General features: G+C 63.2%; 14 protein-coding genes. 4 read left to right on the forward strand and 10 right to left on the reverse strand.

Annotation, left to right across the window (positions count from 1 at the left end):
• Positions 1-12: 12 nt before the first annotated feature.
• The 7 genes from NKJ20_RS17990 to puuE form a co-directional block, all read right to left on the reverse strand.
• Positions 13-1,995, reverse strand: a complete 1,983-nt coding sequence (locus NKJ20_RS17990; protein ID WP_352745798.1) for a CocE/NonD family hydrolase — start codon at positions 1,993-1,995, stop codon at positions 13-15.
• 91 nt (positions 1,996-2,086) lie between these two features.
• Positions 2,087-2,506, reverse strand: a complete 420-nt coding sequence (locus NKJ20_RS17995; RefSeq protein WP_352614344.1) for a type II toxin-antitoxin system MqsA family antitoxin — start codon at positions 2,504-2,506, stop codon at positions 2,087-2,089.
• Between the two features lie 2 nt (positions 2,507-2,508).
• Positions 2,509-2,814 (reverse strand): type II toxin-antitoxin system MqsR family toxin, encoded by a 306-nt coding sequence (locus tag NKJ20_RS18000; protein WP_352614345.1) that lies wholly within the window; start codon positions 2,812-2,814, stop codon positions 2,509-2,511.
• A 54-nt stretch (positions 2,815-2,868) separates the two neighbouring features.
• Positions 2,869-3,462, reverse strand: coding sequence for a nucleoside deaminase (locus NKJ20_RS18005; RefSeq protein ID WP_352469853.1), 594 nt, complete (start codon positions 3,460-3,462; stop codon positions 2,869-2,871).
• Entirely contained in the window at positions 3,462-3,965 is a 504-nt protein-coding gene (locus NKJ20_RS18010) for an ureidoglycolate lyase (RefSeq protein WP_352745801.1), read from the reverse strand. Before NKJ20_RS18010 ends, NKJ20_RS18005 begins: the two co-directional genes overlap by 1 nt.
• Positions 3,962-4,810, reverse strand: coding sequence for a bifunctional allantoicase/(S)-ureidoglycine aminohydrolase (locus NKJ20_RS18015; RefSeq protein WP_502894808.1), 849 nt, complete (start codon positions 4,808-4,810; stop codon positions 3,962-3,964). The genes NKJ20_RS18010 and NKJ20_RS18015 overlap by 4 nt, the downstream gene beginning before the upstream one ends.
• Positions 4,811-4,873: 63 nt before the next feature.
• Positions 4,874-6,307, reverse strand: coding sequence for an allantoinase PuuE (puuE, locus tag NKJ20_RS18020; protein ID WP_352745806.1), 1,434 nt, complete (start codon positions 6,305-6,307; stop codon positions 4,874-4,876).
• Between the two features lie 173 nt (positions 6,308-6,480).
• Here puuE and uraH point away from each other — a divergent pair, with 173 nt between their 5' ends.
• The 4 genes from uraH (at position 6,481) to xdhC (ending at position 11,741) form a co-directional block, all read left to right on the forward strand.
• Entirely contained in the window at positions 6,481-6,855 is a 375-nt protein-coding gene (uraH, locus tag NKJ20_RS18025; protein ID WP_352614350.1) for a hydroxyisourate hydrolase, read from the forward strand.
• Between the two features lies 1 nt (position 6,856).
• Positions 6,857-8,338 (forward strand): xanthine dehydrogenase small subunit, encoded by a 1,482-nt coding sequence (gene xdhA / locus NKJ20_RS18030; RefSeq protein ID WP_352614351.1) that lies wholly within the window; start codon positions 6,857-6,859, stop codon positions 8,336-8,338.
• Positions 8,338-10,689 carry a xanthine dehydrogenase molybdopterin binding subunit gene (xdhB, locus tag NKJ20_RS18035; RefSeq protein WP_352745809.1) on the forward strand — a complete coding sequence of 784 codons (2,352 nt, stop codon included), beginning with the start codon at positions 8,338-8,340 and terminating at the stop codon, positions 10,687-10,689. Before xdhA ends, xdhB begins: the two co-directional genes overlap by 1 nt.
• A 62-nt stretch (positions 10,690-10,751) precedes the next feature.
• Positions 10,752-11,741 (forward strand): xanthine dehydrogenase accessory protein XdhC, encoded by a 990-nt coding sequence (gene xdhC / locus NKJ20_RS18040; RefSeq protein WP_352745874.1) that lies wholly within the window; start codon positions 10,752-10,754, stop codon positions 11,739-11,741.
• A gap of 8 nt (positions 11,742-11,749) precedes the next feature.
• Here the strand turns inward: xdhC and dps are convergent, their stop codons facing one another.
• From dps to NKJ20_RS18055, 3 genes are all read right to left on the reverse strand, one after another.
• Entirely contained in the window at positions 11,750-12,238 is a 489-nt protein-coding gene (dps, locus tag NKJ20_RS18045) for a DNA starvation/stationary phase protection protein Dps (protein WP_352452232.1), read from the reverse strand.
• A 146-nt stretch (positions 12,239-12,384) separates the two neighbouring features.
• Positions 12,385-13,638 carry an LLM class flavin-dependent oxidoreductase gene (locus NKJ20_RS18050; protein ID WP_352745811.1) on the reverse strand — a complete coding sequence of 418 codons (1,254 nt, stop codon included), beginning with the start codon at positions 13,636-13,638 and terminating at the stop codon, positions 12,385-12,387.
• Positions 13,635-14,648 carry an LLM class flavin-dependent oxidoreductase gene (locus NKJ20_RS18055; RefSeq protein WP_352452230.1) on the reverse strand — a complete coding sequence of 338 codons (1,014 nt, stop codon included), beginning with the start codon at positions 14,646-14,648 and terminating at the stop codon, positions 13,635-13,637. The genes NKJ20_RS18050 and NKJ20_RS18055 overlap by 4 nt, the downstream gene beginning before the upstream one ends.
• Between the last annotated feature and the right edge of the window lie 50 nt (positions 14,649-14,698).

The following is a 14,698-nucleotide window of genomic DNA, read 5'->3' on the forward strand; positions in this document are numbered from 1 at the left end:
CGCTATAAGCGCTCAAAGTAGCACGCGCGGGATTTTCTCCTCGAAATTGTGCTCGAAGACGAGTTTCTCGCCTTCATAGGCTTCAATTCTGGCGCTAACCACGAAGCTTTGCGCGTCGGACCGCATTTCGGCGAAGGTTTCGGTGCGCACCGACCATCCATTTCGCGACAGCGTCTGGCTCCAATGCGTCTTGCCCGAGGCTGACAGCGGATTGTCAGGATGGATCACCCATGTCTCCCTGGCGAGGCTCCCGTGGGCGAGGCCATGCTCCAGGTCGCGCACCTCACCGAAATCGTCGACGATGGAAACCGTAATCATTCCGGTCTTTTCGTCGCGATCGACATGACGCTCGGAATTGGCGGGCCGAAGCGTCTCCGTTGCCCAGGGCGCAGCACCTTCGGGAGCGGGGAAGGTGACCTCGTCGCCTGTCGCTGGCGGGCGTACCGGCAGCATCAATGTCGCGGCCGACAATTCGAGCCGGACCGGCTCCGGCGACGGCCAGATCATCGGCCAGTAGGCGTTCGAAACGGCAACGCGCAAGCGATGGCCGACCGGCACGCGATAGGCGCATTGGTCGAGCACCACCCGGGCGCTGACGGTTTCGCTGGGCACCAGCGCTTCGGGAAATTCGTGCGAGTTGCGATGCGTCAGGTTGAGCACGCCGTACGAGATCAGCTCCGATGCCCCGTCCGGATGGACGTCGCACAGCCGAACCGCGATGTTCGCCTGGCGCCGGTCCGACGAGACCCTGACCACAACTTCGGGAGCACCGACAATGTCGATCGTTTCGGTCAGCACCGGCTGGTCGAAGCACACCGACAGCGCATCGTCGGGGCGCTGGTCACCCGGCAGTTCCGGGCCGAAGGTGAAGGGGAAATATTCGCCGCCGGCGAGGCCGCAGCTTTGCGGCGAAGCGACGATAGCGTGGTTGCCTTCAGCGATAAGCTCAACCTCTTGCGTCTTGATGTTGGGTGACGGCCATTCCGATTCAGCGACCCAGCGGCCCGGCCGCTCGGGATGCCAGCGCGCCGGACGCACGCTGTCCATGACATAGGCGCGGTAGGCGGGGTCGGCCTCGACGCCGGTGTCGATGTCCTTCAGCCAGCGGTCCCACCAGCGCAAGGCCTCCTGCAGGAAGCCGATGCGCGGTTCGGGCGCGGCGTAATGCGGGTATTTGTGGATCCACGGGCCGACGATGCCCTTGACCGGCGCCTCGATATTGACGGCGAGATGGGAAATCGTATTGCGATAGCCATCATGCCAGCCGCCGATCGACAGCACCGCGGCATGGATGGCGGAATAGTCCTCGCAGATCGAGCCGCGCTTCCAATAGGCATCGCGATGCTGGTGCTTCAGCCACAGCGGTGCCAGGAAGGGCTGGTTCTCCAGCCTGGTCAGCCACAGGTCGCGCCAGCTTTTGTCGCCGGCCAGCAACGGATCCGGCGGCCTTGACGAATAGGACAGCATGGTCGAGGCCCAGCCGAAATTCTCGATCAGCAGGCAGCCGCCCTTGTAGTGGATGTCGTCGGCATAGCGGTCGACCGTCGAACAGAGACTGATGACCGCCTTCAGCGCCGGCGGCTGCTTAGACGCCACCTGCAGGCAGTTGAAGCCGCCCCACGAAATGCCCATCATGCCGACATTGCCGTTGCACCAGGGCTGGTCCGCCGCCCAGGCGATGACGTCGCAAGCGTCCTGCAATTCCTGCTCGGAATATTCATCGTCCATCAGCCCTTCGGAATCGCCATTGCCGCGCATGTCGACGCGGATCGAGGCGTAGCCGTGGCCGGCAAAATACGGATGCGTCAGCTGATCACGATAGATCGTGCCGTCGCGCTTGCGATAGGGCAGGTGTTCGAGGATTGCCGGCACTGGATCGTCGGCAGCATCGGCCGGCATCCACACCCGCGCCGACAGCCGGCAGCCGTCCGGCATGATGATCCCCATATCCGGAAATTCGACGATCTTTCGTGGGAATTCAGTGACGATTTTCATGCGGGGCATAACGCCCCGCAGCGAGGCGACTTTCAATCGCTATTCGCGACTGGAGCAGCAAATTATGCGACCTGTCAGAGAGGTCGCGCGGCTACCGCAACTCGTCCACCAACTCCGGGTGTTTTTCCAACAGCGTCATCAGCTGAATGGTTGGGCCACTCGGCTCGATCAGACCCCGTTCGTATTTGTCGAAAGCGTTCTCGCCGACCTTGAACAGGGATCCTGCCTCGCGCTGCGACAGTTTGAGCTTTGTGCGCACGCGACGGATGGTGGCCGGTGCCGGAACGCCGTCGATCTTTTCTTTGAGGATGCGGAGCGCTGCATCGACGACGGTCATGTCGTCTCCGACATGCACGCCCTCACTTCCCGAAGAGGGATAATAACCCGGCAGGTCGACGATCATGCTCTCGCCCTTGTAAGTCACAGTGAACGGACGCACCCCACGCGTCAGCGTTTCTCCTGTTTCGGGGGAGGTCATGCTATTCGTTCCATTATTTTCTTTCATCGCCATAGTCACTTTTCCTTGAACGACATGACTGTGAATTCGGTCACGACGTCCGCCTGAAATTTCACATAGAGAACCAGGTCGCGTGCTGGCACGTAATAGACATCTTGCCAGACACGATGGTCGGCGAACGTCGTCATCGACTTTACAAACATCTTCCGCGTGATGCTGCCGATCACCTCGACAATACCGGCGCGATCAAAGCCCAGCCCAATGGCATCCCGCAGGGCGGACGTCGTGATTGCCAGCGTGTCGACAGAACCCAACTCGGCCTTGATTGCATCAAGATCGTAAGTGGGTCTGCGTTTCTCCATAACGCAATATGCCACCATAAAGGTGGCAATTCAAGCCATTGAACTTTGCGGCATTCAATTCAGCGGAATGTCGTTTTCGTCCTTGCCGGCCTGATAGGCGCCGGACAATTCGTCATAGCGCGCCGATATTGTGTGGATGCGCGCTTCCAGCCGACCGCGCTCGGGGTCGGGCAGCGAGCGCACCAATTTGCGGATCGAAAAGCTCTTCCAATAGGCATTCTCGGCATTGTAGCCGCCGGGATCGAGGGTGAAGACCTCTTTCAGGATCTTCAAATCGTGCGGGATGTCGAAGCTGTCGCGCGAGTCCTCGTGGCTGAACAGATAGAAGAAATTGTCGAAGCCGGTCCAGGTGATCGCCGACAGGCAGAGTGAGCAGGGTTCGTGCGTGGCAAGAAAGATCGCGTCCTTGGTGTCGACGCGCTCGGCTTTAGGCATTTCGTAGAAGCGCTTCAGGCAATGCACCTCGCCGTGCCAGAGCGGGTTTTCGGTCTCGTTGTTGGTTTCGGCAAGCACCAGCGAGCGGTCGTCCTTGCGCAGAATGGCCGCGCCGAACAGCTTATTGCCGTGCGCGACGCCTTCGACGGTCTTCGGCACGATGTCGTGCTCGATGACGTCGAGCAGTCGGTCGATCAGCGAAATGTCGGTCATCATCTAATCCCGTCGGGAAGATCGATCTCGTAGGCGTGCGAGAAATGGCACTCTTCGAGATTGGAGCCGTCGCCACCGCGGTCGACGACCACAAAATCCTGGACATCGCCGATCGGCGTCAGCACTCCGTGCCACAGATTGCGCGGATAGTTGATGCCTTGCCCGGGCGCGGTGATGAAGGCATGCGGCTCGCCCGGGCCCTCCTCGCCGTCATGGCAGACGACGACCAGGAACGGCCGTGGTGACAGCGGGATGAAGGCCTGGCTGCCAAACGGATGGCGCTCCACCATGGTCAGCTTCAACGGCAGCTCATAGGGCGTGCCACGCACCATGGAGATCAGCACGCGCGCATTCGGTCCTCGTGCTTCCGCGGTGGCGAGGTCGTGGTAGCGCTCGGCCTTGCCGCCATTGATCGAATAATGGTTGTCGCCGCCCATATCGATGACGTCGCCGAATTCGGCGAAATTTTCGCGGGTCAGCGGCCGCGCGACGATGCGGGTCATGGTAAAGGTCTCGCGACGCCGGCGCTGCCAAGCTTGGCGTGGCGGTTGACGTCCTTGTAGAGGAGGTAGCGGAATTTGCCTGGCCCGCCGGCATAACAAGCCTGCGGGCAGAAGGCGCGCAGCCACATATAGTCGCCGGCTTCGACTTCGACCCAGTCCTGGTTGAGACGGTAGACCGCCTTGCCCTCCAGCACATAGAGCCCGTGCTCCATGACATGCGTCTCGGCGAAGGGAATGACCGCGCCCGGCTCGAGCGTGACGATGGTGACATGCATGTCGTGGCGCATGTCGGCCGGATCGACGAAGCGCGTGGTCGCCCATCGGCCTTCGGTACCCGGCATCGGCGTCGGCGCGATGTCCTGTTCGTTGACGAAGAACGCTTGCGGCGGCTCAATGCCGTCGACTGCATCATAAGTCTTGCGGATCCAGTGGAACCGGACGGCGGCGCCGCTTTCATTGTGCACCGTCCACCCACTCGCCGGCGGCAGGAAGGCAAAGCCGCCCGGCCTTAAGCTATGGTTCTTGCCGGCAAGCGAAACGCTTAGCTCGCCTTCGACCACGAACAGCGCACCTTCGGCGGCGGCGTCAAGCTCAGGGTGGTCGCTGCCGCCGCCAGGCGCGAGCTCGACGATATATTGCGAAAACGTCTCGGCAAAACCTGACAGCGGCCGCGACAGCACCCAGACGCGTGTCCCATCCCAGAACGGCAAGGCGCTGGTGACGATGTCCTGCATCACGCCCTTGGGGATGACGGCATAGGCCTGTGTGAACACAGCGCGGCCGGTCAGCAATTCGCTCTGGCCGGGATGTCCGCCCTGCGGCGCATAATAGGTTCGCTCGGCCATTTTCATCATATCCATAAATTCAAGCCTGTTGCGGAAGCCTGGGCCTATTGCGGCAGCCAAAGCCTATTGCGGAAGCATGTCCTTGAGACGAAGCAGCGCGATGCGCTCGACCTGTCTGCAGGCGGTTTCGAATTCGACATCGTGGCTGTTGCCAATACGCGCCTCGAACTCGGTCAGGATCTCCCCCTTGGTCTTGCCTTTCACCGCAATAATGAAGGGGAAACCGAAACTGGTGACGTAGGCGGCATTGAGTTTTGCGAACAGCTCGCGCTCCTTGTCGGTCAGCGCGTCGAGGCCGGCCGAAGCCTGTTCCCTCGACGATTCCGCCGTCAGCCGCTTGGCCTGCGCCAGTTTTCCGGCAAGGTCGGGGTGCGCATTGAGCACGGAAAGCCGCTCGGCCTCGCTTGCCGCGCGAAAGACGCGGCAGAGCGCATTGTGCAGGCCGCCGGCACTGTCATGCGCCGGGCCGAGCTCCAGCTCATAAGCGCGCTCGGCAATCCACGGCGAATGCTCGAACACGCCGCCAAATGTATGGACGAAGGCCTCGAATTCCATTTTCGACGGGCGCAGCGCCGGCAACCGGAACGGATGCGTCTCCTGCCAATGTTTTGCGATGTCGATGCGCCGTGCCAGCCAGACCTTGTCGTGTGATTTGACGTAGTCGATGAAGCGCTTCAGTGCCGCGACCCGGCCCGGCCGGCCGACGAGGCGGCAGTGCAGGCCGATGTTCATCATGCGCGGCCGTCCTGCCTTGCCCTCGGCATAGAGCGTATCGAAACTATCCCTGAGATAGGCAAAGAACTGGTCGCCCGAGTTGAAGCCTTGCGGCGTGGCAAAGCGCATGTCGTTGGCGTCGAGCGTATAGGGGATGACCAGCTGCGGCTTCGCCGACCCGTCCTGTGCCACATGCTCGAACCAGTAGGGCAGTTCGTCGTCATAGGTGTCCGACACATAGTCGAAGCCGCCCTCTTCCGCCGCCAGCCGCACTGTGTTGATCGAGGTGCGCCCGGTGTACCAGCCGGTCGGCCGCGCGCCTGTGACCTCATAATGCAGCCGGATCGCCGCTTCCATGTCGCGGCGCTCGTCTTCTGGCGCATGGTCGCGGTAGTCGATCCATTTCAGCCCGTGCGAAGCGATCTCCCAGCCGGCCTCCTGCATCGCCGCAACCTGATCGGGCGAACGCGCCAGGGCCGTGGCGACGCCATAGCAGGTGATCGGCACCTGTGCCTCGCTGAACAGGCGCAGCAATCGCCAGAAGCCGGCTCGGGCGCCGTATTCGTAGATCGATTCCATGTTCCAGTGGCGCTGGCCGGGCCAGGGCGCGGCGCCGACGATCTCCGACAGGAAAGCCTCCGAAGCCTTGTCGCCGTGCAGGACGCAATTCTCGCCGCCCTCTTCGTAATTGACGACGAACTGCACCGCGACATGCGCCCCGCCGGGCCATTTCGGATCCGGCGGATTGGCTCCGTAGCCGCGCATGTCTCGTTCGTAACGCATTCTCGCTCCTGCCGGAAATTGTGATCAGGATAGTCGAAAGGAGTGCCTGCGCATTCCCCCGAAATTTTTGAAAGTGTTTTTGTCGCGCTCCGCTCGACCGGGACTTATGCATCGCCTTTAATTGGCGCACAATTCATGAATAGTGTTCGACCGTTCAGGGAATGGAGCAGCTAGTGGCGGAAACGTCGAAAGCCGAAGGCGGGCGCCTGACGACCCACGTCCTCGACACTGCGGCCGGCAAACCGGCGGCCGGTCTGTCGATCGAGTTCTATCATCTTGACGGTCAGGCCCGGACGCATCTGAAAACGGTCGTCACCAATGATGACGGCCGTTGCGATGCTCCGCTGCTTGCCGGCGCGGAATTCCGTACCGGCGAATACGAGCTGGTCTTTGCGGCTGGCGACTATCTGCGCCGGCAAGGGACAAAACTGCCGGAACCGGCCTTCCTCGACCATGTGCCGATCCGCTTCGGTATGGCCGAGCCGGTGCACTATCATGTGCCGCTGCTTCTGTCCCCGTACGGCTATTCGACTTACCGGGGAAGCTGAGATGGCCGGGATCAAGACACGCAACGAAATCCGCTTCATCCTCAATGGCGAGGACGTCGCGCTCAGCACGGTTGCACCCGACCAGACCCTGCTCGATTGGCTGCGGCTCGACCGCTCGCTGCGCGGCACCAAGGAAGGTTGCGCCGAGGGCGACTGTGGCGCCTGCACGGTGCTGGTCGGCAGGCTCTCCGGTGGAACACTGGTCTATGAAAGCGTCAATGCCTGCATCCGCTTCCTTGGCTCGCTAGACGGCACACATGTCGTGACCGTCGAGCATCTGCGCGGCGACGCAGGAAAACTGCATCCCGTGCAGCAGGCGATGGTCGATTTCCACGGCTCGCAATGCGGCTTCTGCACACCGGGTTTCGTCATGTCGCTTTATGCTCTGTGGATGCGGGCGCCGGAGCCGTCGGACGCCGCCATCGAAAAGGCGCTGCAAGGCAATCTCTGCCGCTGCACCGGCTATGAGGCGATCATGCGCGCCGCACGTGCCATCTCCAGCTACGGCACGGCGGCAAAGGATCCGTTGGCGGCGGAGCGCAAGGCAGTCACGGCCAAGCTCGAAGCGATGAAGGACGGTTCGCGCATCGAGATCGGCTCCGGCAACAAGCGGCTGATCGTGCCGGCCAATGCCGACGATCTGGCCAGCGTACTCGTCAAGGAGCCGGGCGCCACTGTCGTCGCGGGTTCGACCGATGTCGGCCTTTGGGTGACCAAGCACATGCGCGATATTGCGCCGGCGGTTTTCATCGGCAATCTCGATGGTCTGTGCGGGATTTCCGAGGACAAGGGCGTCGTCTCGATCGGCGCCGGTGTCACCTATAGCGAAGCCTTCTCGACGCTGGCGAAACGCATCCCGGCGCTCGGCCCGCTGTTCGACCGCATCGGCGGCGATCAGGTGCGCAACATGGGCACCATCGGCGGCAATATCGCCAACGGTTCGCCGATCGGCGACACGCCGCCGCCGCTGATCGCACTCGGTGCCCGCCTGACGCTGCGCCGCGGCGACAAGCGTCGAACGATCCCGCTCGAGGAGTTTTTCATCGCCTATGGCAAGCAGGACCGGCAGCCCGGCGAATTCGTCGAGGCCGTGCATGTTCCGGTGCCGGGTAGCGAGACGAAATTTGCCGTCTACAAGATCACCAAGCGCCGCGACGAAGACATCACAGCAGCGCTAGGCGCGTTTTTCCTGAAGCTCGCCGAGCATGGCACGGTGGCGGATGTGCGCATCGCCTATGGCGGCATGGCGGCAACGCCGAAGCGAGCCTTTGGCGTCGAAAAGGCATTGCTTGGCAAGCCCTGGACGGAAGCGACGGTCGAGGCGGCGATGGCCGCGTATGCCGACGATTTCACGCCGCTGACCGACATGCGGGCAAGCGCCGAATACCGGGCGCTGGCGGCGCGCAACCTGCTGCTGCGCTTCTTTGCCGAAACCACCGGCACCCGGGCGCCGATCCAGGTATCACGGCACGAGGCGGCATGATGAACAAGCACGCCACCCCCAACCTGAAGGCGCAAAAAATCGCCGGCGGCGTCGCCACCGACCAGCGCCATGATTCCGCGCACAAGCATGTCAGTGGCACGGCCGTCTATATCGACGACATGCCGGAACCGGCCGGCACGCTGCACGGCTGCCTTGGGCTTTCGACGGCGACGCATGCCACCATCACCAGCATGGACCTGTCGGCGGTGCGCGCGGCACCCGGCGTCATCGACGTGCTGACGGCGAGCGACGTGCCAGGCGAGAACGACATTTCGCCGACCGGCCGTCACGACGAGCCGGTGCTGGCCGACGGCAAGGTGCAATTCTTTGGCCAGCCGATCTTCTGCGTCATTGCCGAAACCCGCGAGCAGGCGCGCCGTGCAACGAGGCTGGCCAAGGTCGAATACAAGGAATTGCCGTTCGTCGCCGATGTCGGTGAGCTCGATCCCCGGAAAGATAAGCTGGTCACGCCGCCGCTGACGCTGAAGCGCGGTGATGCAGCGGCTGCGATCAATGCGGCGCCGCGCCGGCTGAAGGGAAAAATGCGCATAGGCGGCCAGGAGCATTTCTATCTCGAAGGTCATATCGCCTTGGCCATCCCCGGCGAGGACCACGACGTCACCATCTATTCCTCGACCCAGCACCCGAGCGAAATCCAGCACATGGTCAGCCATGCGCTGGGTGTGCCGAGCCATGCGGTGACGGTGGAAATCCGCCGGATGGGCGGCGCTTTCGGCGGTAAGGAAACGCAAGGCAATCAGTTTGCGGCATTGGCCGCTATCGCCGCGAAGAAACATCATCGGGCCGTGAAAATCCGGCCCGACCGCGACGACGACATGATCGCCACCGGCAAACGCCACGATTTCCTCGTCGACTACGAGGTCGGCTTCGACGACCAGGGCAATATTCTGGGCGTAGATTTCATGTTCGCGGCGCGCTGCGGCTTCTCGGCCGACCTCTCCGGCCCGGTCACTGACCGCGCGCTGTTCCATTGCGACAACACCTATTTCTGGCCGGCGGTGCACGCGCAATCGGCGCCGCTCTACACCAACACGGTATCGAACACTGCCTTTCGCGGCTTCGGCGGCCCGCAAGGCATGGTCGGCGCCGAGCGCGTCATCGACGAAGTCGCGTTTGCCGTCGGCAAGGACCCGCTCGAAATCCGCAAGAAGAATTTCTACGGCACCAGCGACCGCAACATCACGCCCTATCACCAGACGGTCGAGGACAACATCATCCACCGCATCGTCGCCGAGCTGGAGGCGAGTTCCGACTATGCGAGGCGCCGCCGCACCATCGATGCTTTCAATGCCAACAGCCGCTTCATCAAGCGCGGACTGGCGCTGACGCCAGTCAAGTTCGGCATCTCGTTCACCGCCACCCACTACAACCAGGCCGGCGCGCTGGTGCATGTCTATACCGACGGTTCGGTGCATCTGAACCACGGCGGCACCGAGATGGGGCAGGGCCTCTATGTCAAGGTGGCGCAGGTCGTGGCGGAAGAGTTCCAGATCGACCTCGATCAGGTCAAGATCACCGCGACGACGACCGGCAAGGTGCCGAACACCTCGGCCACCGCCGCGTCTTCCGGCTCCGATCTCAACGGCATGGCGGCGCAGAATGCCGCCCGCCAGATCAAGGACCGGTTGATCAATTTCGCCGTCGAGAGATACCAGGTGCCGCGCGACCAGGTGCTGTTCTTGCCCAACCGCGTGCGCATCGGAAACCAGGAGATCGCCTTCGCCGATCTCGTCAGGCAGGCCTATATGGCGCGCATCCAGCTTTCGGCGGCGGGTTTCTACAAGACGCCGAAAATCCATTGGGACCGCGACAAGGGCGAGGGCCATCCCTTCTACTATTTCGCCTATGGCGCCGCGTGCTCGGAAGTCTCGGTCGATACGCTGACCGGCGAATATGTCGTCGAGCGCACCGACATCCTGCACGAAACCGGCCGCTCGCTGAACCGCGCCATCGACCTCGGCCAGATCGAGGGCGGCTTCATCCAGGGCATGGGCTGGCTGACGACGGAGGAACTGTGGTGGGACGACAAGGGGCGGCTGCGCACCCATGCGCCATCGACCTACAAGATCCCGCTCGCGTCGGACCGGCCGAAGATTTTTAATGTGACTTTGGCCGACTGGGCGCAAGCAGGCGAGCCGACGGTGCACCGCTCCAAGGCGGTCGGCGAGCCGCCCTTTCCGCTCGCAATGTCGGTGCTGCATGCGCTGTCGGACGCAGTTGCGAGCGTTGCCAGCCACAAGATCTGCCCGCGCCTCGACCCGCCGGCCACGCCGGAGCGTGTGCTGATGGCGATCGAACGGCTGAAGCGGGAAGCCAAAACCGGCACTTGAATCCCGGAAAACGTGCAATTCAGGCCGAAAAACTCTATATTTCCCGATAGGGAACGCAAATGATGAACGCGAAAGTGCAGAGCCTGAAAGCCTTTCTTGCCGGCGCCGGCCGGGTCGCCTTCGTTGAGGTGGCCCGGACAAAAGGTTCGACGCCGCGCGAGACGGGTGCCTTCATGCTCGTCTCAGGATCGGCCACTTTCGGTACGATCGGCGGCGGCCAGCTCGAATACATGGCGATCGACAAAGCGCGACAGATGCTTTTCCCCCCCCTTGAGGGGGAGATGGCCGCGGAGCGGCCAGAGGGGGTCGTCTCAGAAGGTACCGCCAGCGCGTCGAGCACTGCCGCGGCGACCCCACCCGGCGGCTTCGCCGCCACCCTCCCCTCAAGGGGGAGGGATATCCGCGCCACCCTCGACATCGCGCTCGGCCCGGACATCGGGCAGTGCTGCGGCGGCAGGGTCGAGCTGCTGATCCGGCTGGCCGACGCCGCGCTTGAGGCCAAGCTTGTTGCGGAGGCGGAGGCCGAGGCGGCGCAGTTGCCGCATGTCTGCATCTTCGGCGGCGGCCATGTCGGCCATGCGCTGGCCTCGGCGGTGGCTTTGCTGCCGGTGCATGTCGTCGTTGTCGAGACGCGAGCCGAGGCGCTCAAAGGCATGCCGGAAGCGGTCGAAACCAAGCTGACGCCGATGCCTGAGGCGATGGTGCGCGAAGCCCCGGCTGGATCCGCCTTCGTCGTCCTTACACATGACCATGCGCTGGACTTCCTGATCGTCGCCGAGGCGCTGAAACGCCGGGATGTCGCCTATGTCGGCATGATCGGCTCCAGGACCAAGAAGGCGACCTTCCGGAACTGGTTCCTTAAGTCGGCGGACGGAAGCGAGGCGGAATTTGCCCGCCTCGTCTCGCCGATCGGCGGCGATGCGGTGAAAGACAAGCGCCCGCAGGTGATCGCCGCACTCGCCGTAGCCGAGATTATGACAGCGTTGGCCGGCCATGCGGCGGCACCGTTCGCTCAGTCCAAAGCCCCTCACCGCAAGGCGATGGCTGGCTGACGTTTTGGCTATTCCTTCTCCTGCGTGTGCGCCTCAAGGAACCACAGCAATTTGTCGAGCGAGCGTGAATAGGCGGTGAAGATGTCGGCGGTGTCGGCATCGCCCGCGCCGGCCGCCTCTTCGATCGCCGCGCGTGCCCGCTTGGCGGTTGCGGCATAGCGGTCGATCAGCGCCGCCAGATGATCCCGGGTCTTGTGGATGTCGGTCGGATAGGCCTCGAGCATAGTCGCCTTCGACACCTCTTGCGATGTGCCGAGCGCCGTCCCGCCGAGCTGTACGGCGCGCTCGGCAATGGTGTCGACATGGCCGTCGAGCTCCTCGCGGAACGTGTCGAGCATCTCGTGGATGGCGATGAATTGCGGTCCCTTGACGTTCCAGTGCGCCTGCTTGGTGATCAAGGCCAGATCGATGGCGTCGGCGAGGCGGGCATTGAGAAGATCGATACACTCTTTCTTGGCGTTGGATTGCAGGTCGTTGCGGGTGGCGATGGCATCCATGATCGGCTCCTGTGGCGGTTGCGTCCGCTTGGTTTGAAGAGGGCGAAGTTTGTGGAAGGTCAATCGAACATGCGCGCAGACGCCCTCATCGCCGCGCGGCACAGCATCCCAAAACGGCGATCTCCGACTTTCGTTCCGCTCGTCGTTTACGCCGGCCTTTTCAAGCCCAGATGGTCGCGCAGCGTGCTGCCTTCATAATCCGTACGGAACAGCCCGCGCCGCTGTAGCTCCGGGACGACTAGTGTGGCAAAGGCATCGAGTTGGCCGGGAAAATAGGATGGCATGACGTTGAAACCGTCTGCGGCGCCGCCCTCGAAGCGTGCCTCGAGCTCGTCGGCGATCTGGGCGGGCGTTCCGACGACGCGCCAATGGCCGCGCGCGCCGGCGAAATGACGGGCAAGCTGGCGAATGGACAGCTTGTCGCGGCGTGATTGCTCGATGACGAGCGCCTGCCGGCTCTGCATGCCTTCGCTGGCCGGCAGCTCGGGCAGCGGTCCGTCGATGGGATAGCGCGCGAGATCGGATATGCTGAGATAGCTGGAAAGCAGCGCGACACCGACATCGTCCGGTATCAGCTCCTGCAGTTCATCATGTTTTGCCCGGGCTTCCGCTTCGCTTGCCGCGACGACCGGCGCGACGCCGGGCATGATCTTGACGTCCTCCGGCTCGCGCCCATGGGGCGCCAGCCGTCCCTTGAGGTCGTCGTAGAAGGCCTTTGCCTCCTCGAATGTTTGCGCCGCAGTGAACACCACATCGGCGGTCCGGGCGGCAAGATCGCGGCCCTCATCCGACGCTCCCGCCTGAACCATGACCGGTGCACCTTGTGGCGAGCGCGGCAGATCGAGCGGGTCGCGCACCGAAAAGCTTCTGCCTTCGTGTCCGCCCTGGCCTTGCCAAAGGCCGGTAACCACGGCAGCGAATTCGCGCGCGCGTTCGTAGCGGTCGGCATGCGGGCGCAGACCGGTCGAGCCGAAATTGGCGGCCTCGATCTGGCTGGCCGAAGTGACAAGGTTCCAGCCGGCACGCCCGCCGCTCAGATGGTCGAGCGACAGGAAGGTTCGCGCCAGCCCGTAAGGCTCGTTATAGCTCGTCGACGCCGTTGAGACGAGGCCGATGCGCTCCGTCTGCACCGCGAGCGCCGCAAGCAGGCTGATCGGCTCGAAGCCGATCGAGCGCGACGTTTGGCTGGCGATGTTGACATTGGCCTCACGCACGCCGGCGGCGTCCTCGCAGAAGATCATGTCGAACTTTGCCCCTTCCGCCGTCCGCGCCAGCTGGATGCAATGATCGATGTCGATGCCGGCCGTGACATGCGCCTGCGGATGACGCCAGGCGGCGATGTGGTGGCCTGTCGCCCACAGGAAGGCGCCGAGCTTCATCTGGCCTCGACCGGCGCTCATTGCCGATCCTCCCCTGCAAGCCCGAGATGGGCGCGCAGTGTCGCCGCGCTGTAGCCGGACCGGACAAGGCCGCGGCGGCGAAGCTCCGGCAGCACGAGACCGACGAAATCGTCGAGCGCCGATGTGAACGGCATGGCGATGTTGAAGCCGTCGCAGGCTTTCGAGCGAAAGCACTCTTCGAGCCTGTCCGCAAACAGGTCCGGCGCGGCGGTTATTTCGGCGCTGCCGGTAACGTTCATCAGCACTTTCAGCGCCTCCGGCCTGCGCCCGAAGGCAAGCGCACGGCGCTTCAGATCGCCAGCCTTCGCCGGCTCGATCGATGGCTCATCGAGCAGGACGACATCGGCGGTGCGGGCGGCGATATACATGGCGGGCTCGGACAGGCCGGACATGACCAGCACCGGCGTGTCCTGCGGCGACCGCGCCACGTTGAGCGGCCCGCGCACGGAAAAGTATTCGCCCTTGTGGTCGAGAAGGTGCATCTTCTCGGGATCGAAGAAGCGGCCGCCAACTTTGTCGAACAGCAGCGCGTCTGCGTCCCAGCCTTTCCACAAGCCTTGCACGATGCCGATGAATTCATCGGCGCGCAGGCGGAAATCGTCGCAGGAAAACCCTTCCGGCCGGCTGAAATTGGCGGCCTCGCGCGGGTCGGGCATCATGCTCGCGTTCCAGCCGGTGCGGCCATGGCTGATGATATCGAGCGAGGCGAAACGGCGCGCGAGATTATAGGGCTGGTGGGCGACCGTCGACGCGGCAGCGACGAGGCCGATCCTGCTTGTCACCGTCGCCAGGGCCGCCACCAAGGTCGTTGCTTCGAAGCGCATTTGCCGGTTCAGCCCGCCTGCAACCGTCGCGGAATCGCCGAGCAACACCATATCCAGACCGGCCGCTTCGGCTTCTTGCACGAACCGCGTCAGCAGACTGAAGTCCGGGCCGGCGTCGGGCGGATGGGAAGGAGCGGCTTCCGGAGACAGTGAAACGGCGAGACACATTGTGGCGCCGTTGGCCATCGCTTTCCCTGTTGAGCGAGATTCCTTGAGAATTATCTCGCCGGCTGGAC

This window comes from Mesorhizobium sp. M0185 (assembly GCF_040322175.1).
GTDB lineage: Bacteria > Pseudomonadota > Alphaproteobacteria > Rhizobiales > Rhizobiaceae > Mesorhizobium.

Excerpts from the sequence above, each read along its gene's own strand:
- puuE (WP_352745806.1), bottom strand. The coding sequence starts at position 6,307 with ATGCGTTACGAACGAGACATGCGCGGCTACGGAGCCAATCCGCCGGAT.
- NKJ20_RS18005 (WP_352469853.1), bottom strand. The coding sequence starts at position 3,462 with ATGACCGACATTTCGCTGATCGACCGACTGCTCGACGTCATCGAGCAC.
- NKJ20_RS18010 (WP_352745801.1), bottom strand. The coding sequence starts at position 3,965 with ATGACCCGCATCGTCGCGCGGCCGCTGACCCGCGAAAATTTCGCCGAA.
- NKJ20_RS17990 (WP_352745798.1), bottom strand. The coding sequence starts at position 1,995 with ATGAAAATCGTCACTGAATTCCCACGAAAGATCGTCGAATTTCCGGAT.
- xdhC (WP_352745874.1), top strand. The coding sequence starts at position 10,752 with ATGAACGCGAAAGTGCAGAGCCTGAAAGCCTTTCTTGCCGGCGCCGGC.
- NKJ20_RS18015 (WP_502894808.1), bottom strand. The coding sequence starts at position 4,810 with ATGGCCGAGCGAACCTATTATGCGCCGCAGGGCGGACATCCCGGCCAG.
- NKJ20_RS18055 (WP_352452230.1), bottom strand. The coding sequence starts at position 14,648 with ATGGCCAACGGCGCCACAATGTGTCTCGCCGTTTCACTGTCTCCGGAA.
- NKJ20_RS18050 (WP_352745811.1), bottom strand. The coding sequence starts at position 13,638 with ATGAGCGCCGGTCGAGGCCAGATGAAGCTCGGCGCCTTCCTGTGGGCG.
- xdhB (WP_352745809.1), top strand. The coding sequence starts at position 8,338 with ATGAACAAGCACGCCACCCCCAACCTGAAGGCGCAAAAAATCGCCGGC.
- NKJ20_RS18000 (WP_352614345.1), bottom strand. The coding sequence starts at position 2,814 with ATGGAGAAACGCAGACCCACTTACGATCTTGATGCAATCAAGGCCGAG.
- NKJ20_RS17995 (WP_352614344.1), bottom strand. The coding sequence starts at position 2,506 with ATGGCGATGAAAGAAAATAATGGAACGAATAGCATGACCTCCCCCGAA.
- xdhA (WP_352614351.1), top strand. The coding sequence starts at position 6,857 with ATGGCCGGGATCAAGACACGCAACGAAATCCGCTTCATCCTCAATGGC.
- dps (WP_352452232.1), bottom strand. The coding sequence starts at position 12,238 with ATGGATGCCATCGCCACCCGCAACGACCTGCAATCCAACGCCAAGAAA.